General features: G+C 68.0%; 17 protein-coding genes. 9 read left to right on the top strand and 8 right to left on the bottom strand.

The features are described from left to right. Nucleotides 1–170: 170 nt before the first annotated feature. Entirely contained in the window at nucleotides 171–1,016 is an 846-nt protein-coding gene (locus tag ALA01S_RS05040) for a PEP-CTERM sorting domain-containing protein (protein ID WP_066332902.1), read from the top strand. 68 nt (nucleotides 1,017–1,084) lie between these two features. Next, nucleotides 1,085–1,999 (top strand): PEP-CTERM sorting domain-containing protein, encoded by a 915-nt coding sequence (locus ALA01S_RS05045; RefSeq protein WP_066332905.1) that lies wholly within the window; start codon nucleotides 1,085–1,087, stop codon nucleotides 1,997–1,999. A 1-nt stretch (nucleotide 2,000) separates the two neighbouring features. Here ALA01S_RS05045 and ALA01S_RS05050 read toward each other — a convergent pair whose 3' ends face one another. Next, complete coding sequence (locus tag ALA01S_RS05050) at nucleotides 2,001–2,375, bottom strand: hypothetical protein (protein WP_066332906.1); 375 nt, start codon at nucleotides 2,373–2,375, stop codon at nucleotides 2,001–2,003. A gap of 314 nt (nucleotides 2,376–2,689) precedes the next feature. On the opposite strand from ALA01S_RS05050, the gene ALA01S_RS05055 reads away from it, so the two are divergent. After that, the gene (locus ALA01S_RS05055; RefSeq protein ID WP_084267233.1) at nucleotides 2,690–3,616 is read left to right on the top strand and encodes a histone deacetylase family protein; all 927 of its coding nucleotides are present in this window, start codon (nucleotides 2,690–2,692) and stop codon (nucleotides 3,614–3,616) included. A 63-nt stretch (nucleotides 3,617–3,679) separates the two neighbouring features. After that, entirely contained in the window at nucleotides 3,680–6,376 is a 2,697-nt protein-coding gene (locus ALA01S_RS05060) for a bifunctional acetate--CoA ligase family protein/GNAT family N-acetyltransferase (RefSeq protein WP_066332908.1), read from the top strand. Between the two features lie 97 nt (nucleotides 6,377–6,473). Here ALA01S_RS05060 and ALA01S_RS05065 read toward each other — a convergent pair whose 3' ends face one another. Next, nucleotides 6,474–7,226: a PEP-CTERM sorting domain-containing protein gene (locus ALA01S_RS05065; protein ID WP_066332909.1), complete on the bottom strand. Its 753-nt coding sequence runs from the start codon at nucleotides 7,224–7,226 to the stop codon at nucleotides 6,474–6,476. Between the two features lie 386 nt (nucleotides 7,227–7,612). Between ALA01S_RS05065 and ALA01S_RS05070 the strand changes: the two genes are divergently transcribed. Next, complete coding sequence (locus tag ALA01S_RS05070) at nucleotides 7,613–9,262, top strand: MBL fold metallo-hydrolase (protein WP_066332911.1); 1,650 nt, start codon at nucleotides 7,613–7,615, stop codon at nucleotides 9,260–9,262. 55 nt (nucleotides 9,263–9,317) lie between these two features. Here ALA01S_RS05070 and ALA01S_RS05075 read toward each other — a convergent pair whose 3' ends face one another. The 4 genes from ALA01S_RS05075 to icmF all read right to left on the bottom strand — a co-directional run bounded on the left by ALA01S_RS05075 (nucleotide 9,318) and on the right by icmF (nucleotide 16,521). Continuing rightward, entirely contained in the window at nucleotides 9,318–11,393 is a 2,076-nt protein-coding gene (locus tag ALA01S_RS05075) for an ATP-binding protein (protein ID WP_066332916.1), read from the bottom strand. Between the two features lie 166 nt (nucleotides 11,394–11,559). Next, nucleotides 11,560–12,039, bottom strand: coding sequence for a hypothetical protein (locus ALA01S_RS05080; protein ID WP_066332924.1), 480 nt, complete (start codon nucleotides 12,037–12,039; stop codon nucleotides 11,560–11,562). 300 nt (nucleotides 12,040–12,339) lie between these two features. After that, nucleotides 12,340–13,191 carry a 3-hydroxybutyryl-CoA dehydrogenase gene (locus ALA01S_RS05085; protein WP_066332926.1) on the bottom strand — a complete coding sequence of 284 codons (852 nt, stop codon included), beginning with the start codon at nucleotides 13,189–13,191 and terminating at the stop codon, nucleotides 12,340–12,342. 36 nt (nucleotides 13,192–13,227) lie between these two features. Further along, nucleotides 13,228–16,521 carry a fused isobutyryl-CoA mutase/GTPase IcmF gene (gene icmF, locus ALA01S_RS05090; RefSeq protein WP_066332927.1) on the bottom strand — a complete coding sequence of 1,098 codons (3,294 nt, stop codon included), beginning with the start codon at nucleotides 16,519–16,521 and terminating at the stop codon, nucleotides 13,228–13,230. Between the two features lie 148 nt (nucleotides 16,522–16,669). Here icmF and ALA01S_RS05095 point away from each other — a divergent pair, with 148 nt between their 5' ends. The 3 genes from ALA01S_RS05095 to lhpH are packed head-to-tail and all read left to right on the top strand — an operon-like array spanning nucleotide 16,670 to nucleotide 19,735. Next, nucleotides 16,670–17,743 carry an AraC family transcriptional regulator gene (locus ALA01S_RS05095; protein WP_066333010.1) on the top strand — a complete coding sequence of 358 codons (1,074 nt, stop codon included), beginning with the start codon at nucleotides 16,670–16,672 and terminating at the stop codon, nucleotides 17,741–17,743. A gap of 8 nt (nucleotides 17,744–17,751) precedes the next feature. Beyond that, nucleotides 17,752–18,687 carry a bifunctional Delta(1)-pyrroline-2-carboxylate/Delta(1)-piperideine-2-carboxylate reductase gene (gene lhpI, locus ALA01S_RS05100; RefSeq protein ID WP_066332928.1) on the top strand — a complete coding sequence of 312 codons (936 nt, stop codon included), beginning with the start codon at nucleotides 17,752–17,754 and terminating at the stop codon, nucleotides 18,685–18,687. A gap of 37 nt (nucleotides 18,688–18,724) precedes the next feature. Beyond that, nucleotides 18,725–19,735, top strand: a complete 1,011-nt coding sequence (gene lhpH / locus ALA01S_RS05105; protein ID WP_066332929.1) for a trans-3-hydroxy-L-proline dehydratase — start codon at nucleotides 18,725–18,727, stop codon at nucleotides 19,733–19,735. 13 nt (nucleotides 19,736–19,748) lie between these two features. On the opposite strand, the gene yghU is transcribed toward lhpH, so the two are convergent. Together yghU and lysA are read right to left on the bottom strand one after the other, a co-directional pair. Further along, nucleotides 19,749–20,633, bottom strand: coding sequence for a glutathione-dependent disulfide-bond oxidoreductase (yghU, locus tag ALA01S_RS05110; protein WP_066332931.1), 885 nt, complete (start codon nucleotides 20,631–20,633; stop codon nucleotides 19,749–19,751). A gap of 130 nt (nucleotides 20,634–20,763) precedes the next feature. After that, entirely contained in the window at nucleotides 20,764–22,068 is a 1,305-nt protein-coding gene (lysA, locus tag ALA01S_RS05115) for a diaminopimelate decarboxylase (RefSeq protein WP_169805852.1), read from the bottom strand. A 469-nt stretch (nucleotides 22,069–22,537) separates the two neighbouring features. Between lysA and gnd the strand changes: the two genes are divergently transcribed. Beyond that, entirely contained in the window at nucleotides 22,538–23,521 is a 984-nt protein-coding gene (gene gnd, locus ALA01S_RS05120) for a phosphogluconate dehydrogenase (NAD(+)-dependent, decarboxylating) (RefSeq protein WP_066332937.1), read from the top strand. Nucleotides 23,522–23,625: the final 104 nt, after the last annotated feature.

The following is a 23,625-nucleotide window of genomic DNA, read 5'->3' on the forward strand; positions in this document are numbered from 1 at the left end:
AAAAGCAGCCAAAAATCATTTTTATTCCCACATCAAAAGTGAAACAAATACAGCATCAAATTTCACGACACGTAAATCAAGTCTTGCTGGCATCATGGATTTAATAGGGATAAACGCCCCCTTTAATATCCACCCACTAATCCAGTGGTGGCGGCTGAAGGAGCGTGGCAATGCATTTCAAGCTGGTGACGATTGCGGCAGCCGTCGCAGGCATGGCCGCGGGCACGGCTCAGGCCGATATACGGCTCAGTGCCCGCATCAATGATTTCGGCTATCAATTGACCGACCTGCGGCCCAGCGATGGCATGGCGCCGTCGCTCGACTTTGGGAACGCCGGCTACTACATCGACCTCAATGCCGCAGAAGGCCCTTACGCCGGTTTTCGCGATAACCAGATGAAAGGCTCTTCCGCAACGAAAATAGGCTTGCTTCAGGAAAACTTGTCCATTACCCGTGCCGTTTCTAGCGGGCGCAGCGATGCTGCGTTTGGCATTTCCGGAGCCTTGTCGAGCCACAGTTTCGAGTGGTTCGTGAGCGGAAATGCGGTGACCCCCAGGGGCAATCCCGTACAGGCCAGCTTGGTTCAGTTGCAAGCGATCAGCGGTCAGCCGGGCCTGTATTGGACCATGACCGTGGCACCGTACACGCAGGTGACTTGGAGCGGGACATTGACATTGGAAGCCGCACAGACCCAGGGCAAGCGCGGGGCGCGATACGAAGAAATGAACCTGTCAGGGGGATTGACGCTGCTAGACGAGAACCGCGAAATCATCGACGGCCTGGGGCGTTTCATCCATATTCCCCGCGGCACTGTGGACAGCCAGCACAACGATTATGAAATTGACATGGTCTTTTCCAACCACAGCGCAGCGGCACGCCACCTGATTCTGGAAGGCGGCATGTCCGGCATGGGGCAATCATTCTTTCCTGTACCCGAGCCCAATACGGTCGCAATGATGCTGAGCGGCATGGGAATATTGGTGGGCGTGGTGTGCCGCAGACGCCGCCAGGCCTGATGAACACGGGGCCGTCCAGTCCATGTCCTGCGGCCAGGTTCCTACTGGCCAGCTTCCTGGAGAAACTCATGCAGCAGCAGTTTGCCGTGGCGGCATTGGCCATCTTGGCGTCGAGCTTCAGTTTGCCAGCGCATGCAGATATCTCGGCGCGGGCGCGCATCGACAACTTTGGCTACCGACTGATCGACCTGCGGCCCGGCGACGGTATTGCGCCCGCCATCCGCTTTTCTCCCGAGGGCGGCTCCCAGGTCGGAGCCGGCACCTTTCAAGCAGCCGAACCCTACGATTTACGTGACGAGGAGACCAAGCGCAACGGATTTGGAGAATTTCAAACCATGACGGTTTCCGCCAGCTTGCTTGGGATTGCCAACGCCAGGTCCAGCATGAGCGGCACGTTCCATTCGGCCCCTGGCGACTTTGATGTCGTGGCGCGTGGGGCGCTGCGCAGCAGTGCAGATGAAAATATATTGCGCGCCTTTGGAGCCTATGCCGAACCGGTCAATGAAGCTTATGGTCATTATGAAGTCACACCCTTCACAAAAGTGGTTTTCACAGGCTTTGTGACAGTGGAAGCGCGGCGCACCGTGGCCAATACGGCTTCATTTCTCCAACTGGCCGATGCCGCGGTCAGAATAAGATATACCGGCACGCCCAACGAAGTGGGAACCAAGGAAGTCAGCGTGGAGTTGGTACGCGGCTCGGACATGAGCAAAACCGTCAAAGAGCGCCAACGCATCGTGTTTGAAAACACCACCGGGTCGGCGGCATCCGGCTTCATTGGTATTTACGTCGGCGCGCAAGGGCAAGTTTTTGAGGTCCCGGGCATCCACAAATTCGCCCCGGCCACCCCGGTGCCCGAACCCGCTTCTATGGTGCTCATGCTGTGCGGCTTGGGCGTCGTCACCGCCGTGGCACGCCACGCTCGCCGCGACGGCAGGCACAAATCCGTCAATACTCCAGCCGGCCCGGCATGCGCCGTTTGATTTACTTGACAATCAATTCCGGCTGCAGCGAGCGAATCCGCTTGTCCTCGTAATAGCCGCCGTATTCGGTATATCGCAGAAAAGCATGGCCGCAGTGGCGGCAGCACCAGACTTCACTGCGGTTGGCGGGAAAGCAGCGCAGCGCGATGGGCGCTTCGGGGGACCAGTAATTCGTCCCGGCCGGGTGGTGTTCCTCCAGCGTGGGCTCGTCCTCCTCGCCGGCCTGCCACAGCGTGCCCACGCCCTCCAGTGCGACGTCGCTCTTGTCGCCGGGGAAGGACTCCCAGCCCACAAAGGCCAGCGGCGCGCAGTGGGCGCAGGGCGCGGGCTGCGCGCGGGCCAGGCGCTCGACGTCTTCGGGGCTGAGTTTGGGCATCACGGCGGGGGCTCCTAGGTGGTGGCGGCGGGGCTGGGAGTATCCCGCCGCGCGGCAAGCCGGCTTCCCGGTGCGTGGGACGGCGCACGCCCTGGAGCCACTGGAGCAGCCCGCGTCCGCTTTTTTTCCCTTTCCTGTCGCCGGCCTGAGCGTGGGCTGACGTGTCGCTTGCACGGCGAAAAACCACGGCGCAAATGGCTTCAGGGGTGGTCGACGGCTTGAGCCATGTCAGGCGCACGCACGGGTAGGCGGCGCAGACTGGATGCGATGCCAATAAATCACGGCTTCTTAAAGCCGGCTTACAGGAGACTTCGTTGCTCGCCGCTTACATCACCCACCCTGACTGCGTTCGCCACGAAATGGGACCCGGCCATCCCGAATGCCCAGAGCGACTGGGCGCCATCCAGGACCAGCTCCTCATCAAGGGGCTGCTGGACTACATGGTCCCGTACGACGCACCGCTGGCGACCGACGAGCAATTGGGCCGCGCCCACTCCTCCATGCACGTGCGCAACATCGTGGACAACGCGCCCTCGGAGGGCTACCACCACGTGGACCCCGACACCAACATGAACCCGCACACGCTCACGGCCGCGCGCCGGGCCGCGGGCGCGGCGGTGGAGGCCACGGACCTGGTGCTGGGCAACAAGGTGAGCGCCGCCTTCTGCGCCGTGCGCCCGCCCGGCCACCACGCCGAGTACGACGCGGCCATGGGCTTTTGCTTCTTCAACAACGTCGCCGTGGGCATACGCCACGCGCTGGACGTGCACGGGCTGGAGCGCGTGGCGCTCATCGACTTCGACGTGCACCACGGCAACGGCAGCGAAAGCATCTTCAAGGACGACGAGCGCGTGCTGATGTGCTCCATCTTCGAGAAGGGCCTGTACCCCTTCCCCGACGAGACGGGCCACACCACCACCATGGTCAACGTCGGCCTGCCCACCCGCACCGGCGGCAAGGAGTTCCGCGAAGCCGTGACGCAGCACTGGCTGCCCGCGCTGGACGCCTTCAAGCCGCAGCTCCTCTACATCTCCGCCGGCTTCGACGCCCACCGCGAGGACGACATGGGCAATCTCGCCCTGGTCGAAGCCGACTATGAATGGGTGACGCAGCAGCTCATGGCCGTGGCCAAACGCCACTGCCGGGGCCGCGTCATCTCCTGCCTGGAGGGCGGCTACGTGCTCAGCCCCCTGGCACGCAGCGCCACCGCGCACGTGAAGGTGCTCATCGGCGCCGATTGATTCACCCGCGCCGGGTGGCGACCCGACCTCTCACCAGGTCACAAGCGCCCGGCCTCGCACCTCATGGACCAGCACTACCTCACCCCGCTCTTCGCCCCCCGCTCCATCATCGCCTTCGTGGGCGACCCCGAGGCGCCCGACTCCTGGACGGAGCATGCGCGCTCCGTGCATGCTGCGCTGACGGCCGAGCCCTTCAAGGGCGAGCTCAAGTTCATGGACATCCGCGGCAGCGCCACGACGCTGGCCGACCTGGCGCAGGCGCGCGCGGACCTGGCCATCATTGCCCTGAGCGGCCCGGACCTGGCCGCCGCGCTGGAAGTGGCCGGGCGCATGCGCTGCCGCGCCGCCATGGTGCTCACCGGCGGGCTGGACGCCGCCGCCGCCGCCGAGCTGCACCGCATCGCGCGGCGCGAGCGCATCCGGCTGCTGGGCCCCAACTGCCTGGGCTTCATGCGGCCGCACCACAAGCTCAACGCCTCGGCGCTGGGCCTGCCCGCGCGGCCGGGCCCGCTGGCGCTGGTGTCGCAGTCGGGCTCGCTCACCGCCTCCATGCTCGATTGGGCCGACCGCAACGGCGTGGGCTTCTCCACCGTCGTCTCGCTTGGGCCGCACACCTCGCTGGGCATCGCCGAAGTGCTGGACTTCCTGGCCAACGACGCGCAGACGCACTCCATCGTCGTCTACCTGGAAGGCATTGCCGACGCGCGCCGCTTCATGAGCGCGCTGCGCTCGGCGGCCAACGCCAAGCCGGTGATCGTGCTGAAGTCCGGCCGCAAGCACGCGGGCAACCTGGCGGCGCAGACGCACAGCAGCTCCATCGTGGGCAGCGACGAGGTGTTCGACGCCGCCCTGCGCCGCGCCGGCGCCGTGCGCGTGCGCTCCTTCGTCGAGCTGTTCTCCGCCTCCAAGTGCCTGGCCTCGCGCTACCGCCCGGTGGGCAAGCGGCTGTCCATCGTCACCAACGGCGGCGGCCCCGGCGTGCTGGCGGCGGACTGGATAGGCGAGATCGGCCTGGAGCTGGGCCGGCTGTCCAACGCCAGCAAGGCGGCCTTGGCGCCGCAACTGCTGCCCGGCGCCTCGCTCACGGACCTGATCGACCTGGGCGAAGGCGCCAGCCCCGCGCACTTCCATGCCGCGCTGCAAGCGGCCGACAAGGACCGCGACATCGACGGCGTGCTGGCCATCTTCTCGCCCAAGGCCGGCACCCACCCCGAGGACATCGCCAAGGCGCTAGTGGACATCAAGCGCCAGATGGCCAAGCCGCTGCTGGCCTGCTGGATGGGCGACGCTTCCGTGGGCCAGGCGCGCGAGCTGCTGGGCACGGCGGCCATTCCCAGCTTCCGCACGCCGGAAGCCGCGGTGGGCGCCTTCGGCAACATCGCCAACTTCTATCAAAACCAGATGCTGCTGCAGCAGACGCCGGCGCCGCTGTCCTCGCTGGCCAAGCCCGACATCGAGGGCGCGCGGCTGGTGATCGAAAGCGTGCTGGCCGAGCGGCGCAAGGTGCTCACCGAGATGGAGAGCAAGACGCTGCTGTCGGCCTTCCACATCGGCGTGACCGAAACGGTGCTGGCCCGCAGCGCGCACGAGGCCATGATGATCGCCACGCAGATGGGCTTCCCCGTCGCGCTCAAGATCGACTCGCCCGACATCACCCACAAGTCCGACGTGCACGGCGTGGCGCTGGGCATCATGACCGCCACCGCCGCCCGCGACGCCTACAACGACATGGTCGAGCGCGTGCGCCGCCTGGAGCCCAACGCGCGCATCAACGGCGTGACGGTGCAGAAGATGGCCCGCGCGCGCCGCGGCCGCGAAATCCACATCGGCCTGATGACGGACGAGCCCTTCGGCCGCGTCATCGTCTTCGGCGGCGGCGGGACCATGGTCGAGCTGATCAACGACCGCGCCATGGAGCTGCCGCCCCTCAACCGCTTCCTGGCGCGGCGGCTCATCGAGCGCTCGCGCGTGGCCGAGACCCTGGGCGAGTGGCACGGCGCCGAGGCCGTGGACCTGGACGCGCTGGAGCAGGTGCTGCTGCGCGTGTCGGAAATGGTGTGCGCGCTGCCGCAGCTGCGCGAGATGGACATCAACCCCATCATCGTGGACGCCAGCGGCGCCGTGGCGGTGGATGCGCGCATCGTCATCGACAGCGCCCCGCAGCCCGCCGGGGGCGGGCGCGGCAGCGACTACCCGCACCTGTGCATCTCGCCCTACCCGGCGCGCTACGAGCAGGTGTGGCCGCTGCGCGGCGGCGGGGAATACCTGGTGCGGCCCATCCGCCCGGACGACGCCCAGAAGCTGCAGGACCTGGTGCACAGCGTCTCGCCGGAAAGCCGCTATTTCCGCTTCGTCTCGTCGATGACGGAATTGCCGCCCTCCATGCTGGCGCGGCTGACCATGATCGATTACGACCGCGAGATGGCGCTGGTGGCGGTGGTCAAGACCCGCAATGCCAACGAGGACGGCGACATGGTGGAAACCGAGCGCGTGATCGGCGTGTCGCGCTACATCACCAACCCGGACCAGTCGAGCTGCGAGTTCTCGCTGCTGGTCGCCGACGACCTGGCTGGCAAGGGCATAGGCTCGCGCATGATGGAAAGCATCATGGAAGTGGCGCGCGACAAGGGCCTTACCGAGATCGACGGCCTGGTGCTGGCCAACAATCCCAACATGCTCAAGCTCATGCGCTCGCTGGGATTCACGGTGAAATCCTTCGAGGAGGATCCGGATTTCAAGCTGGTGACGCACGCGCTGTGACGCGGGCGGCGGATGCTGGTTGAACAGCGTCCGCCCAATAAATCAAAGCAGGCCGATAAAAAGCCCGCCTGGGCCCTGTCAGGCAGGCTTTTCTAATTCAAGCCTTATTCGATTTCCTGTGCCTTGCCAGCCAGCCCACCATGCCCAGGCCGGCCAGCATCATGGCCGGCGTGGCAGGCTCCGGGACCATCAGCGCCTGCGGACGCGCCCTGCCGATGATGTGCATGCTGTGCGAAAAAGGTTGCGAACTGTTGAAATGATTCTCGTACACGAAATTCACATGCCCTTGCGCCTGAAATTCGCCGGAATTGGGGTCCAGCGCAGGGTTTGATCGAATTATCTTGCTGATAGGCCTGTCCATGCCCGACCCGTCCATGTCCAGGTAGACGAAATCGCCCTCGGGGGCACCCGCCACCTTGTCCACGTGGATGTTCACTGAATAATCCATGCGCACCGTCAGCCGTGTATTGCCGCTGACCTCGCTGTCCAGCCAGGCCCATGTATTGGCTTCCAAACCTGCATGCGGTGCAATCGCCGTGCCGCGCGCGATCATGGCGAAATTGTCCGGCGTCCAGGTCACTTCGGTATAGGCCGAGCCGCCCTGTGAATTCAATTGGCCGATTTGGGTGCCGAATTTGATGGACAGAAAATCGCCGTTCATTCTCTTGTTCAGCCGTGCTATGGCGCCGCCCCAATCCAGGCCAATGGGCGTAACGAAAGGCGTCATGCCGTCGCTGGGGTCCAGGTCCGTCAATTCGTAGCGCAAATTGGTGAATTGCGCCTCGAAACTCAGGGCAGCCATAGCGCCGGGCGCGGCGGCGGCCAGCAGCAGGGGAAGAATCATCCGCATGAGCTGTCTCCTCTTGGGTAAAAGCCGGGGGCGGCACAGCAAACTGCCTGCCAAAATACATTAACCCCGGATTTCAGAAAATTTTCTACTGCATCAATAAATCAGAATTCATTGATGAACTGCCGCCTAAAAATTTCCACAATTTAGTAAACACTTTGGCAGGCCGCATTCCAATATATTAACTGTCAGATCAAATACCGTTTGTAAACAAGCTGGGTATTTTTGGGAAAATGGCGCAAGCGGCTTGCCGAACCCAGCACGGCACGTCCGCATTCGGGGCGGACAGGCACCCGGCGGCACCGGCTCCCCGGCGGGGTTGGCCCATCATGGGAAGCTTGGATCTCCGGCCTGGCCTTCCACCGCAGCACCCCCAGCCTCACAAAACGATGCCCACCCCCGCCCTGCGCCCCTCCTCCGCCCTCGTTCTGGTCCGCGACGCCGCGGCCGGGCCTGAAATCCTGCTGCTGCGCCGCGCCGAGCGCGGCGACCAGAACAGCGGCGCCTGGGTCTTCCCCGGCGGGCTGCTCGATGCGGCGGACGCCGACCTCGCTCCCGTGTGCACCGGCCGCGACGCGGCGGCCTGCCACCAGCGCCTGGGCCTGGCCGAAGGAGGCCTCGCCTGGTACGCCGCCGCCGTGCGCGAAACCTTCGAGGAGGCCGGCCTGCTCATCGCCGTGGACGCGCAAGGCGTGACCGTCACCGGCATCCAACTGGAATCGGCCTGGCGCACCCGGCTGCACGGCCGTGAGATCGCCCTGGACGCGCTCTGCCGCGAACAAGGTTTCCGGATTGCGCTGGACCGCGTGCACGTCTTCGCCCACATCGTCACGCCGCCCGGCCTGCCCAAGCGTTTCGACACGCGCTTTTTCATGGCGCCGGCGCCCGCCGGCCAGGAGGCCAGCCACGACGGCATCGAGATGACCGCCCACGCCTGGCTCAGCCCCGCGCGGGCGCTGGACGGCGCGCAGGGCGTGCACGTGGTCGGCCCCGTGCGCCGGCTGCTGCAGCAGCTCACGCGCTTCAGCACCGCCCGGGAGATGCTGGACTGGGCCGCCGCGCTTCCCGAGGTGCCCTGCATCCGCCCGCAGCTCGCCCGCGATGCGCAGGGCCGCGTTGGGCCGCTCTTCCCCGACCACCCGGGTTGGGCCGAGGCGCGGCGGGTCGATCCGGACGGCCGCGGCCTCGCCCGCGCCCAAGTCACGCCGGGCGAGCCCCTGCGGCTGAGCGAGCGCGTGATACGCCTGACCGCCACCAACCCCGGCGTCATGACCGGCCCGGGCACCAACAGCTACCTGGTCGGCGCCCTGTCCACCAACGAGTGGGCGGTGATCGACCCGGGCCCGGCAGACGCGGCCCACGTCCAGGCGCTGCAGGCGGCCGCGCCCGGCCCCATCCGCTGGATCCTGGTCACGCACACGCACCTGGACCACTCGCCCGGCGCCGCGCCGCTGGCCACCGCCACGGGCGCCCAAGTGCTGGGCCGGCGCACGCCGCACGCGCAGTGGCAGGACGAGGCGTTCGCCCCCACGCGCGAGCTGCAAGAGGGCGAGCGCCTGGCGCTGGACGCGGGCACCACGCTGCGCGTGGTGCACACGCCCGGCCACGCGTCCAACCACCTGTGCTATTTGCTGGAGGAGGAAGCCACCCTCTTCACCGGCGACCACGTGATGCAGGGCTCCACGGTGGTGATCAACCCGCCGGACGGCGACATGGGCGCTTACCTGGCGTCGCTGCGCCGCCTGCGCGACGAATTCGCGCCACTGCAATGGCTGGCTCCCGGCCACGGCTTTCTCATCGCCAACCCGGCGCGGGTGTGGAATTTCCTGATCACCCACCGCGAGCAGCGCGAGGCCAAGCTGCTGGCGGCGCTGGGCACCGAGCCTCAAACCCCCGACGCGCTGCTGCCCGTGGTGTACGACGACGTGCCGCCCGCCAAGCACGCCGCGGCCCGCCGCTCCCTCCTGGCAGCCTTGCTCAAACTGCGCGCCGAAAATCGGGCTTTCGAAACTCCGGACCAGCGCTGGCGCCGGGCCTGAGCTTCAGAACAGCGGCAACCGGAAACGACCACGGCGGCCGGGCCGCCCTTCCCGCCTACACCGCCCGCGCGGGGCCTTGCTGCAGCAGCGCCAGCAAGGCGCCCAGGTCCACGGGCTTGCTCAGGTGGCCGTCGAAGCCGGCGTCGCGCGAACGGGAGCGGTCCTGGTCCTGCGCCCAACCGGTCACGGCCACCAGCAGCGGGCAGTCGGGGCCCAGGCGCTCGCGGGCGGCGCGGGCCACCTCGTGGCCGTCACGCCCCGGCATGCCGATGTCCAGCAGCGCCACCTGCGGGCGCTGCTGCTCCAGCAGCCGCAGCGCCTCGTTGCCGTCGGCGGCGCTGAGCACCTCGTGGCCGTGCAGCGCCAGCAGCGTGGACAGGCTGTCGCGCGCATCGGCGTTGTCGTCGGCCACCAGCACGCGCAAGGCGCCGGCCGGGCCGGCCGCGGGCGTCTCGGCCAAGGGGTTGGCGCTGCGCACCCGGCCCACGGGCACGCGCAGCGTGAACTCGCTGCCCTGGCCCACACCGGCGCTGGCCGCATCAATGCGCCCGCCGTGCAGCTCGGCCAGGCCACGCGACAGCGCCAGGCCTATGCCCAGGCCGCCGGCGCTGCGCTCGTCGTGCGCGGACACCTGCGAAAACATGCCGAACACGGTGGGCAGCACCTCGGCCGGAATGCCAATGCCGTTGTCGGCCACGCTCACCACCACCTCGGCGCCCTGCACCTGCGCGCGCAAGCGGATGTGGCCGCCGGGGTCGGTGTACTTGGCGGCATTGGTGAGCAGGTTGGAGAGGATCTGCGCCAGCCGCAGCGGGTCGGCCTCGAAGCACAGGGGCTCGTCCGGCGCCTCGACTTCCAGCCGGTGCTGCTTGGCGTCCAGCAGCGGGCGGGCGGTTTCGATGGCCGCATCCAGCACCGCGCGCAGCTCGGTGGCGCACTTGCGCAGCGCGAGCTTGCCGCGGGTGACGCGGGACATGTCGAGCAGGTCGTCCAGCAGCAGCGCCATGTGGCCGACCTGGCGGTCTATCACCTCGTGGCTCCAGCGCCGCTGCGCCTCGGTGGCGTTGGGTGCGCGCGAGACCTGTGCGGCCTGGCGTATGGGGGCCAGCGGGTTGCGCAGCTCGTGCGCGAGGGTGGCGAGGAACTCGTCCTTGCGCCGGTCCGTCTCGCGCAGCGCCTGCTCCTGGCGGCGGCTTTGCGTGACGTCGGTGAACCACACGGCCAGCCCCTGCGGCACCGGCGAGGCGATGACGTGGAAGCAGCGCCGCGCCGCGCCCGGGGGCTGCCAGTCGAAACCGCTGCCGCGGCCGGCGGCCGCGGCGGTGAGAAAGGGCTGCAGCGCTGCCTCGTCACCGCCCAGCGTGTCGCGCAGCAGTGCTTGCGCCGCAATGGAGCGACCCAACAGCGCCGCCGCGGCCGTGTTGGCGTAGGCCCAGCGCAGTTGCGGCGCGGCATCGGCCTCGGCGGCACCCTCGCAGGGCTCCAGGATGCCGAAGGGCAGCGGCGAGGAGGCCATCACGCCGGCCAGCCGCTCGTCAGCGCGTTGGGCGCGGCGCTGCGAGCGCTCGCGATCGGCGTGCACGGCGGCCTTGCGCGCGCAGATGTCGGCCAGGTGGCGAAGCCGCTCGTCAGGCTCGTCCGCCTGGCTCAGGTAGACCGACATGGCGCCTATCACCTGCCCGTCCAGCGCGATCAGCGGGGTGCTGTGCACACCGTGCACGCCCTGCTCGCGGGCCAGCGCATGCCATGGGGCGTAGCGCGGATCGGCCTGCACGTCGCGCACCACCACGCGGCGCGCGCTTTGCACGGCCTGGCCGCAGGCGCCGTCGCCGCGGCGCAGCCGGGAGAGCACCTGGCGGGTGTGCTCGGACAGGCCCTCGCCGGCGGCCACGCGCAGCGTGGACCCGTCCGGCTCGCACAGCAGCACCGCGCCCAAGCGGGCGCCGTGAAAACGGCAAAGGGTTTGCAAAATCAGGTGGAGCTGCTGCTCCAGCGAGCGCACCTCCAGCAGCCGGCTGCTGAGCTCGTGCAGCGCCTGCAGGTCCGTGACCTGGCGGCTGAGATCGGCGCGCTCCTGCCGCCCGGTGCCCAAGCACCGCAGCGGCCAGGCGCCGCGAAAGGAAAGAAACATGGCAGCCCGTCCTCGTCTGGACCATCAGCCTAGGGCTTGACGCCCGCGCGGCTGTAACAACATCGGTGCGGGACGGGCTCGGCCACCGCGCCCACCCCTGGACATGCAACGCGGGCGGCAGGCAGCCATGCAGCCCGGGCGGTCAAGTATGCGACAGGGCGCCGCGTCAGCGCGGCGGGGTGGGCGCCGGCGGGCCGCCGTCCGCCGGCAGGGGAGGCGTGGCCGGTGCAGGCGGATTGGGACTGGGCGTGGGTTGGCGCTCGGCGTCGGTGGAGGGCATGGGCTGCGCCGGCTCCACGCTGCGCAGCTCGCGCAGCACGCCGCCGCCGGTGACGCTGCCGCTGGTGGCGCCGCTCTGTATGCGGCGCTCACACTCGGCCCGGTCAGCGGCTGGCAGCGGCTGGCAGCGCTGCAGGGCGTTTTGCGCGTAGCGGTCGTCGCTCACGGCCGCGGCGCCGCGGCGGGCGTGGCGCGCCTCCTGGTAGGCCGCGGCGGCTTCGCGCAGGCAGGTGGAGCGGTCCTGCCCCGACTGTCCGCTCGTGCACGCTGCGCGCTCGCGCTCGTAGGTGGCGCGTGCGTTGTCGGCAGCCGACACCACGGCCGCGCACCCTATGGAAGCCGTCAACAGGATCAAGAAGGTCTTCATGGCTGCACCTCTGACGCACCCCTAGCAGCCGGCGTGCCGCTGCTGCGTGGTGGGCCGGATTGAAGCCCTGTGCGGGGGCTTCGTCCATCGTGCGGGCGGGTGACGCCGGCAAGAAATCTTGTGCCTGGGCAACAGCCTGTAGAGCGCCCACAAGGAGGCGCACGGGGCGGCGCATGTGAACGCCGGGGCACACCCGGAAACAAAAACCCCGGCTGCCGGACCGCCGTGTCAACGGCGGCCGCCAGCCGGGGAGCGTGATGCGCGGCGCAGGGCGGGCCGCCTGGGGGCCCGCGCGCGCGGTCAGGCGTAGTTGTAGAAGCCGCGGCCCGTCTTGCGGCCCAAGCGGCCGGCCTGGACCATTTCACGCAGCAGCGGCGCGGGGCGGTACTTGGTGTCGCCGAAGCCCTCGTGGAACACTTCCATGATGCTGAGCATGGTGTCCAGGCCGATGAGGTCGGCCAGGGCCAGCGGGCCGATGGGGTGGTTGCAGCCCAGCTTCATGCCGGCATCGATGTCTTCCGCCGTGGCCAGGCCCTCCTGCAGCACGAAGATGGCCTCGTTGATCATCGGACACAGGATGCGGTTGACCACGAAGCCCGGGCTGTTCTTCACCGTCACGGGCGTCTTGCCCACGGCGTGGGCGAAGGCCGCGGCCAGGGCATGCGTGGCGTCCGAGGTCTGCAGGCCGCGAATGACTTCCAGCAGCCCCATGAGCGGCACGGGGTTGAAGAAGTGCAGGCCGATGCAGCGCTCGGGCTTGTTGAGCACGGCGGCGAGCTGCGTGATGGAGATGGACGAGGTGTTGGAGGCAATGACGGTCTCGTCGCCGACGATGCTCTCCACCTGGCGCAGGATGCGCAGCTTCAGGTCCGGGTTCTCGGTGGCGGCCTCGATGACGATCTGCGCGTCCTTGAGTTGCGCGTAGTCCGTGGTGCCGGTGACCAGCGCCAGCGCCGCGTCCTTTTGCGCGGCGGTGAGCTTTTCCTTCTTGACCAGGCGGTCCAGGCTGCCGGAGAGCGTCTTGACGCCGCGCTGCACCGCCTCGTCCGAGATGTCCACCATCACCACCTGGATGCCCGCCACGGCGCACACCTGTGCGATGCCATTGCCCATGGTGCCCGCGCCAATGACGCCGATGTGCTCGATCTTCATGCCTTCCCTTTCCAAAACTCGGTAGAAACCCGAAACCTACATACTACGGCGGTACTGCCCGCCCACTTCAAACAGCGCGTGCGTGATCTGCCCAAGCGAGCACACGCGCACCGCGTCCATCAGCACGCCGAACACGTTCTCGCCCTCGATCACGGCCTGCTGCAGCCGCTTCAGCATGGCCGGCGCTTCGCCGGCGTGGCGGGCGTGGAAGTCGGCCAGGCGCTGCAGTTGCGACTGCTTTTCGTCCTCCGTGGAGCGCGCCAGCTCGATGTGGTCCGGCACCGGCTCGCCATGCGGGTTGCGGAAGGTGTTGACGCCGATGATGGGATGCTCGCCCGTGTGCTTGAGCATCTCGTAGTGCAGGCTCTCTTCCTGGATCTTGCTGCGCTGGTAGCCGGTTTCCATCGCACCCAGCACGCCGCCGCGCTCGGCAATGCGCTCGAACTCGGACAACACTGCCTCCTCGACCAGCTCCGTGAGCTCGTCCAAGACGAACGCGCCCTGGTTGGGGTTCTCGCATTTGGCCAGGCCCCACTCGCGGTTGATGATCAACTGGATCGCCATGGCGCGGCGCACGCTCTCCTCGGTGGGCGTGGTGATGGCCTCGTCGTAGGCGTTGGTGTGCAGCGAGTTGCAGTTGTCGTAGATGGCGATCAGCGCCTGCAGCGTGGTGCGTATGTCGTTGAAGGCGATCTCCTGCGCGTGCAGGCTGCGGCCGCTGGTCTGGATGTGGTACTTCAGCTTTTGCGAGCGGTCGTTGGCGCCGTAACGGTCGTGCAGGGCCACGGCCCAGATGCGGCGGGCCACGCGGCCCAGCACCGTGTACTCCGCATCCATCCCGTTGCTGAAGAAGAAGCTCAGGTTGGGCGCGAAGTCGTCGATGTGCATGCCGCGCGCGAGGTAGGCCTCCACCAACGTGAAACCGTTGGACAGCGTGAAGGCGAGCTGGCTGATGGGGTTGGCCCCGGCTTCGGCAATGTGGTAGCCGGAGATGGAGACGGAGTAGAAATTGCGCACCCCGTGCTGGACGAACCACTGCGCGATGTCGCCCATCACCTTGAGGCTGAACTCGGTGGAGAAGATGCAGGTGTTCTGGCCCTGGTCCTCCTTGAGGATGTCGGCCTGTACCGTGCCGCGCACGTTGGCCAGCACCCAGGCGCGGATCTGTGCCGCCTCTTCGGCCGTCGGCTCGCGGCCCTTCTCGGCCTGGAAGCGTTCGAGCTGCTGGTCGATCGCCGTGTTCATGAACATGGCCAGGAGGGTCGGCGCCGGCCCGTTGATGGTCATGCTCACGCTCGTGCTCGGGTCGCACAGGTTGAAGCCGTCGTAGAGGACTTTCAAATCGTCCAGCGTGGCGATGCTCACGCCGGAGTTGCCCACCTTGCCGTAGATGTCCGGGCGCGGGTCGGGGTCGGCGCCGTAGAGGGTGACGGAGTCGAAGGCGGTGGACAGGCGCTTGGCCGGCATGCCGTCGGACAGGAGCTTGAAACGCCGGTTGGTGCGGAAGGCGTCGCCCTCGCCGGCGAACATGCGCGTCGGGTCCTCGTTCTCGCGCTTGAAGGGGAAGGTGCCCGCGGTGTAGGGGAAGCTGCCCGGCACGTTCTCCAGCAGCAGCCACTTCAGCAGCTCGCCATGGTCCTCGTACTGCGGCAGGACGACCTTGCGCACCTTGTTGCCGGACAGCGTGGTGTGCGTGAGCGCGGTGCGGATTTCCTTGTCGCGGATCTTCACGACGTACTCGTCGCCCGCGTAGGCCTTCACCACCTCCGGCCACTGCGCCAGCAGCTTCGCGGCCTTGGCGTCCTGCTGTTGTGCGCGCACCTCGGCGAGCTGCAGCACGGTCTTGCGGGCGCCGTCGCGGGTGGGGTCCGCCTCGTGCAGCATGCGCGCGCTCTCGCGCAACTGCTGCAGCTCGCGCGCGAGCCTGGCTTGGGCGCGGGCGCGCTGCTTGTAGCCGCGCACCGCCTCGGCGATGTCGGCCAGGTAGCGCGTGCGCGCCGCCGGGACGATGGCCATGCCCTGCGTGCTGTGGCGCGTGTCCACCGGCGGCAGCCGGCCCTCGCGCAGCGGCAGGCCCAGCTCGGCCAGGCGCGCCTTCAGCGCCTGGTACAGCGCGGTGACGCCGTCGTCGTTGAAGCGGCTGGCCATGGTGCCGAAGACGGGCATCTCTTCCGGCCGCCTGCAGAAGTCCTCGCGGTTGCGCTGCACCTGCTTGGCCACGTCGCGCAGGGCGTCCAGCGCGCCCTTGCGGTCGAACTTGTTGATGGCCACGAACTCGGCGAAGTCCAGCATGTCGATCTTTTCGAGCTGGCTGGCGGCGCCGAACTCCGGCGTCATCACGTACATGGGCACGTCCACCAGCGGCGCGATGGCGGCGTCGCCCTGGCCTATGCCGGAGGTTTCCACGATCACGAGGTCGAAGCCCGCGCACTTGCAGGCGGCAATGACGTCCGGCAGCGCGGCGCTGACCTCGCTGCCCGCGGCGCGCGTGGCCAGGCTGCGCATGTACACGCGCGCGCCCGCCTGCCAGGGGCCGATGGCGTTCATGCGGATGCGGTCGCCCAGCAGCGCGCCGCCGCTCTTGCGCCGCGAGGGGTCTATGGAGACGACGGCGATGCGCAAGGCGTCGTCCTGGTCCAGGCGCAGGCGGCGGATCAGCTCGTCGGTGAGGCTGCTCTTGCCCGCGCCGCCGGTGCCGGTGATGCCCAGCACGGGCACGCAGCGCTGGGCGGCGCCGTCGTGCAGCGCCTTCACGAGGTCCGTGTCCACCGCGCCGCCTTCCAGCGCCGTGACGAGTTGCGACAGCGCGCGCCAGGCGGCGTCGGAATGCCCCTGAACGGCCGCGATGTCCGCGGGCGCGGCGTCGCAGAGGTCGCGGTCGCAGCGCATGAGCATCTCGCCGATCATCCCCTGCAGGCCCATGCGCTGGCCGTCCTCGGGGCTGTAGATGCGCGTGACGCCGGCGTCCTGCAGCTCGCGGATCTCGGCCGGGACGATCACGCCGCCGCCGCCGCCAAAGACGCGGATGTCGGCCCCGCCCCGTGCGCGCAGCAGCTCCACCATGTACTTGAAGAACTCGACGTGCCCGCCCTGGTAGGAGCTGACGGCGATGCCGTGCGCGTCCTCCTGCAGCGCGGCGGTGACGATGTCGTCCACCGAGCGGTTGTGGCCCAGGTGGATCACTTCCGCGCCCATGCCCATGAGGATGCGCCGCATGATGTTGATGGAGGCGTCGTGCCCGTCGAACAGCGAGGCGGCGGTGACGAAGCGCAGCCGGTGCACCGGGCGGTACTCGGCGAGCGACTTGAATTCGGCGGACAAATCGGTCATGGCGGCGTCTCCTGGCTGTAGCTCTTGTCTGGAGCGCGACGATAGGCCGCTTGCGCCCGTCGCGCGATGGTCTGCGGCATCAACCGCGTTGGCAGTTTTTGCCAGTCCCAGGCCGCTAGACTGGCCGGAAATCTTTGCCTTGAACGCCATGCTCCCCAGCAGCGAAGCCGCCATTGCCGCGCTACCTGCCGCCACGCCCGTGGAGGAAAAGGACACCGTTTCGGTGGCCTTCGTCGCCGCCGCGCTGGCGCGGCTCACCGAGCCGGCCCGCGCGCGCGCCCTGGCCGCCGCCGGCATACAGGCCGAGCTGCTGCGCACGCCGCAGGCGCGCGTGACGGCCGACGCCTTCGCCGCGCTGTGGCTGGCGGCGGCGCGCGAGCTGGACGACGAGTTCTTCGGCCTGGACGCCCGCCGCATGAAGTCCGGCAGTTTCAAACTGCTCTGCCGCTCGCTGCTGCCGGCACGGGACCTGGGGCAAGGGCTGCGGCGGGTGCTGCAGGGTTTCAATTGCCTGCTGGACGACGTGGGCGGCGAGCTTCTACAGCGCGGGGACGAGGCCGTGGTGACGCTGCACAACCGCGTGGCCGAGCCTGAGGCCCACCGCTTCGCCGCCGAGACTTTCCTGGTGCTCGTCCACGGCCTGATGTGCTGGCTGGCCGGGCGGCGCATTCCCCTGCGCTGGGCGCGGTTCGACTACCCGCGGCCCGCGCATGCGCGCGAATACGCGGCCATGTACTCGCCGGAGTCCGCCTTCGAGGCAGCGGAAACCGCCATCGCCTTCGACGCCGCGCTGCTGGCCGTGCCGGTGGCGCAGGACGAGCGCAGCCTGAAAGCGTTCCTGGCGGCGGCGCCGCGCTCCGTCTTCCTGAAATACCGCAATGAGGAAGGCATGGCCGCCCGCGTGCGCCGCCGCCTGAAGCCTTGCGTGGAATCCGGGGCCGAGTGGCCGCAATTTGAAACCGTCGCGGCCGAGCTGCACCTGAGCGCCAACACGCTGCGCCGCCGCCTGGCCGCCGAGGGCGCGAGCTACCAGGGCATCAAGGACACGCTGCGCCGCGACGCGGCCATCCACTTGCTCACCGGCAGCCGGCTGAGCGTGGAGGCCATCGCCGCGCGTCTGGGCTACGAGGACGCCAGCGCCTTCCACCGAGCCTTTCGCAAGTGGCTCAACACGCAGCCGGGCGAATACCGGATGCGGGCCGCTCCACCGCCATCCACCTGAAGTACCCGATGAATTCAACGATCGACAAGCTGCCCGTCTACGACGCGGCCGAAACCGCCGCCGCGCTGGACTACCCCGCGCTGGTGGCCGCCATCGCCACCGCCGCGCTGGACGTTGAAACCGGCGCCATCACCAGCCCCGAGCGCCAGGTGCTGCCCCTGGGCCCCGGCGGCGTGATGCTGAGCATGCCGGCCACGGCCGCCGACATCGGCATCCACAAGTTGGTGAATGTGCAGCCCGCCAACGCGCGGCGCGGCCTGCCGACCATCCACGGCACGGTGACGGTGTTCGACGCCGCCACGGGCCGCCCCTTGGGCGTGCTGGACGGCCCCACCGTCACGGGACGGCGCACGGCGGCCGTCTCGCTGCTGGCCCTGCAGCGGCTGCTGCCAGCGCCGCCCAAGGCGGTACTGCTGTTCGGCACGGGCACGCAGGCGGTACACCACGTGCAGGCGCTGCACGCGATTTACCCGGACACCACGCTGTGGGTGAAAAGCCGCAGCCTCGAAAGTGCCCAGGCCTTCTGCGACCAGCAACGCGTGCTGCACAAGGACATGCGCCCCTGCGGCGACGGGCTGCCGCAAGACTTCGACGCCGTCATCACGCTCACCACCAGCACCGAGCCCGTCTATGACGAAGCCGCCCGCCCCGGCCGCCTGGTCGTGGGCGTGGGCGCCTTCAAGCCGGAAATGGCCGAGATCGGCCAGGCCACGCTGGACGGCAGCGACCTCTACGCCGACGACCCCGCCGGTGCCCGCCACGAGGCCGGCGACCTGCTGCGCGCAGGCGTGGACTGGTCCCGCGTCGCCTCGCTGGCGCATGCCGTGCGCAAGCCGGCCGATTTCAACCGTCCCATCGTCTTCAAGAGCGTCGGTTGCGCCGCCTGGGATTTGGCTGCCGCGCGCGTAGCCATTTTCAATCTCGGCCTGACCCCGCAATCCTGAATTCACGCCTTACTCCTCCAGCATTACCGGAGCCCCCATGCTGAATTTCACTCGCACCCTCCAGACGATTGACGCCCATACCGGCGGCGAGCCGCTGCGCATATTGGTTTCAGGCATGCCGCCGGTGCCGGGCAGCAACATCCTGGAAAAGCGCGCCTGGCTGAAGGCAAATCGCGACGACCTGCGCCAATTCTTGATGAACGAGCCGCGCGGCCATGCCGACATGTATGGCGCCTATTTATTGCCGCCCACCACGCCGCAGGCCGATTTCGGCGTGGTATTCATACACAACGAAGGCTACAGCGACATGTGCGGCCACGGCATCATTGCCCTCGGCAAGGTGCTGGTGGAAATGGGTTACGTTGAGCGGACAACGCCGGCCACGCGCATAGGCTTCGACGCGCCGGCCGGCTTCATAGAGGCGCACGTCGAGTGGGACGGCACGCGCGCCGGCGCGGTGACGTTCAGGAACGTTCCCGCCTTCATATTCATGCGGGATCTGGAAGTCGAAACACCGAATTTTGGCCGCATCACCGGCGACATCGTGTTCGGCGGTGCCTTTTATTACTACATCAACGGCGATCAGGCCAATCTTGAAATCAAGCCGGAACAGGTTCGCTCATTGATCCAATTGGGCGCGGAAACCAAGGCGGCGGTGAAGGAGAAAATTCAAATCCGGCATCCACTGGAGCCGGGCCTGAATGAGCTTTACGGCACCGTCATCGACGGCAAACCCAATTGCGGGGGCGTGGACCAATCCAACGTCTGCATATTCGCCGACCGGGAAGTGGACCGATCGCCCACGGGCACCGGCACGTCCGGGCGGGCCGCGCAGTTGTTCCTGCGCGGCCAGTTGGGACTGAATGAACCCTATGTGAACGGCAGCATCGTGGGCAGCCGCTTCACCGTCCGCGTGACCGAGGCTGTGAAAGTGGGCGACCTGGACGGCGCCATCACCGAGGTCACGGGCACGGCCCACGTCAGCGGCTTCAACCAGTGGGTGCTGGAGGATTCGGACCCCTTCCCCACCGGCTTCTTCCTGCGCTGAGCCGGGCCCGCCGTCAGGCGTTGCCGCCGCCGGCCGCCTGCAGCTTGTCCTGGGTGCGCAACTCGAAATCGCTGGCGTCGTGGCGCTCGTGCAGTTGCTCCGCCGGATCGCCAAAGGTGCGGTTGACCATGCGGCCGCGCCGCACGGCCGGGCGCTCGGCGATCTCGCGGGCCCAGCGCATCACGTGCGTGTAGCTGGGCGCATCCAGGAATTCGGCCGCGCCATAGACCTGGTTGAGCACCAGCGCGCCATACCAGGGCCAGATCGCCATGTCGGCGATCGTGTAGGCGTCGCCGGCCATGAACTGGTTCTCGCCCAGGCGGCGGTTGAGCACGTCGAGCTGCCGCTTGGCCTCCATGGCGTAGCGGTTGATGGCGTACTCGAATTTCTCGGGCGCGTAGGCGTAGAAGTGGCCGAAGCCGCCGCCCAGCAGCGGGCCCGCGCCCATCTGCCAGAACAGCCAGGACAGGCACTCGGTGCGTCCGGGCAGATCCTGCGGGATGAAGGCGCCGAACTTGTCCGCGAGGTAGAGCAGGATGGAGCCCGACTCGAAGACGCGTATGGGCGTCTCCTGGCTGCGGTCCACGAGGGCCGGGATCTTGGAGTTGGGATTCACCTCCACGAAACCGCTGCCGAACTGGTCGCCCTCATTGATGCGGATGAGCCAGGCGTCGTACTCCGCGCCGCTGTGGCCTGCGGCCAGCAGCTCCTCCAGCAGGATGGTCACCTTCACCCCGTTGGGCGTGGCCAGCGAGTAGAGCTGCAGCGGGTGTTCGCCCACCGGCAGCGCCTTGTCGTGCGTTGGGCCGGCGATGGGACGGTTGATGTTGGCGAAAGCGCCGCCGCTGGCGGCCTCCCATTTCCAGACCTTGGGCGGGGTGTAGGGTGCGTCGGCCATCGGGGCTCCTGTTCGGTGGGGTAAAGCAGGCGAAGTCGCCTTTGTACCCACCGGCGGCGGTGCAACCCGCATGCCTTGGCGGCCAAGCAACACCGGCCCCGGCACGGAGCCCGCGTGGTTGGCCTTGGCCTTACTTCAGCAGGTCCACCTCGAAGGCCACCAGGTCTTCGTAGACCTCGCGGCGGCGGATCAGGCGCATCTCCTTGCCGTCCACCAGCACCTCGGCCGGGCGGCCGTGCGAGTTGTAGTTGCTGGCCATGCTCATGCCGTAGGCGCCGCAGGAGAACACCGCCAGCAGGTCGCCGCTCTTCATGGCCGGCAGCGAGCGCCCAAGCGCCAGGTAGTCGCCCGTCTCGCAGATGGGGCCCACCACGTCCACCTTCTCCAGCCCCTGGGCCGGCAGCCGGGCCACGGCTTCCCAGTCGCCCGTGAAGCCGTCGTGCTGCGCAGGCCACATCAGGTGGAAGGCGCCGTACAGCGTGGGCCGGATCAGCGTGTTCATGCCCGCGTTGACGATGGCGATCTTGTGGTCCCAGCCCTGCTTCATGTACTCGACCTGGCACAGCAGCAGGCCCGCGTTGGCCACCACCGAGCGGCCGGGCTCGACCACGAATTTCTTGCCGCGTGCACGGAAACCCTGCAGCCGCTCGGCAATCGCCTGGCCGATTTCCAGCACCGGGCGGAAACTCTGCCCCGGCGAGGCATAACTCACCGGATAACCGCCGCCGACGTTGATGTAGCGGATTTCCCGGCCCGCGGCGGCCAGGCGCTGCTCCATCTGCTCCAGCGCCTCGATGGCCAGCAGGTAAGGCGAGGCTTCCGACAGCGGCGAGCCCAAATGCACGTGCAGGCCGCAAATGTCCACATGTTCAAAGCCGCCGTCGGCAATGATCTTCTCGGCGTGGTGCAGCGGAATGCCGAACTTGGTTTCCCGCCCGCCGGTGGAGGTCTTGGCGTGGGTGGTCTCGTCGGCCACGTCGGGGTTCACGCGCAGCGCCAGCTGCACCTTGCGGCCCAGCCCGCCGGCGATCTCGTTGATGCGTTCCAGCTCCGCCGTGGACTCCACGTTGAACATCAGCACGCCCTGCTGGATGGCCAGCGTCAGCTCCTCGCGCGACTTGCCCACGCCGGCGAACACGATCTTTTCAGGCGGCGCGCCGGCCTGCAGCGCGCGGCGCAGCTCGCCGCCGCTGACCACGTCCAGCCCCGCGCCATGGTCCACCAGCAGTTTCAGCACGCTCAGGTTGGGACAGGACTTCACCGAGAAGCACACCAGCGGGTCTATGGCCGCGAAAGCCTTCTGGATGGTGCCCAGGCCCTCGCGCAGCGCCTGCGCCGAGTACACGTAGGCGGGCGTGCCGTGCGCCTGCGCCACGTCGCGCGCGCTCAAGCCCTCCACCATCAGGGTTCCGTCCTGATAATAAAAATTCGACATCCCAAAACTCCTGGCCACCGGCCCAATCGGCCTCATCGGCCGGCAATTCAATAGCGCACCCGCGCGGCAAAAATCAACTGGCTTTTCCAGGCCCAGCACCCGCCCAATATTTGGAATATTTATATATTCCATGATTGACGAAGGCGCCACCCACCCTATTCCGCCGCAACCATCAAATACTGACCAGGCAAACTCGAATATTCAATATCCGAAAATCCACCTTATTTTGCGACCATCAATTTGAGGCAGAATTTGCGCGCGCAGGCCGGAAAATCAAAAATTCTACCACGCAACCATACCGAGCCAGGAGCGCCCGGGGCGGCCGCGTGCCATTGCGCACGCCTGCCGCAGCAGCGTTCACCCTCCTGCCATGGACCGCCTGACGCCAGGATTACACTCGCGCCCATTTTTGGACAGCGCTGTCCCACCCTGTGTCCAACGGCGGGCGGCGCACAAGCGGGATTTGAAGATGCAACTGGGAATGGTGGGACTGGGCCGCATGGGCGGCAACATCGTGCGTCGGCTCATGCGCGCCGGGCACGAGTGCGTGGTGTTCGACGCCGACGCGGCGACCGTGGACCGGATCGCCGCCGAGGGCGCCCGCCCCGCGGCCGACCTGGACGCGCTGGTGGCGCAGCTCCAGGCACCGCGCGCCGTGTGGGTGATGCTGCCGCACGGCCGCGTCACCGAGGAGACGATCGCCGCGCTGGCCGCGCGGCTGTCGCCCGGCGACGTGATCATCGACGGCGGCAACACCCATTTCCACGACGACGTGCGGCGCGCGGCTGGGCTGCGCGAAAAGGGCCTGGAGTACCTGGACGTCGGCACCAGCGGCGGCGTGTGGGGCCTGGATCGCGGCTACTGCCTGATGATCGGCGGCGAGGCCCCGGTGGTGCAGCGCCTGGCGCCGCTCTTTGAAGCCCTGGCGCCCGGCGTGGGCGACATCGCCCGCACCCCGGCGCGCACCGAGTCGGCCGAGACCGCCACCGCCGAGCGCGGCTGGCTGCACTGCGGCCCGGCCGGTGCGGGCCACTTCGTGAAGATGATCCACAACGGCATCGAGTACGGAATGATGCAGGCCATGGCCGAGGGATTCGACATCATGCGCAGCGCCAGCAAGCCGCAGGTGCCGGCCGAGCGCCGCTACGAGCTGCCGCTGGCCGACATCGCCGAGCTCTGGCGCCGCGGCAGCGTGGTGTCGAGCTGGCTGCTGGACCTGGCCGCCGACGCGCTGGCCGAGAACGAGAGCCTCTCCAACTTCTCGGGCGTGGTGCAGGACTCCGGCGAAGGCCGCTGGACGGTGGAAACCGCCATCGAGGAGGCCGTGCCCGCCGAGGTGCTCACCGCGGCGCTGTTCACGCGCTTTCGCTCGCGCCAGGACCACACCTACGCGGAGAAGGTGCTGTCGGCGCTGCGTTTCAAATTCGGCGGGCACGTCGAGATCAAGAAGTAAGCCGCGCACGCAACGAAAAACGCCCGGGCACCGCGTGTGACGCGGCGCCCGGGCGCGCGGGTGGGGCGCGGCGAGCCGGCGCGGCCGGGCTCCCGGTCTGCGCG

Origin of the sequence: Azohydromonas lata NBRC 102462 (assembly GCF_001571085.1) — a bacterium.
Taxonomy (GTDB): domain Bacteria; phylum Pseudomonadota; class Gammaproteobacteria; order Burkholderiales; family Burkholderiaceae_C; genus Azohydromonas; species Azohydromonas lata.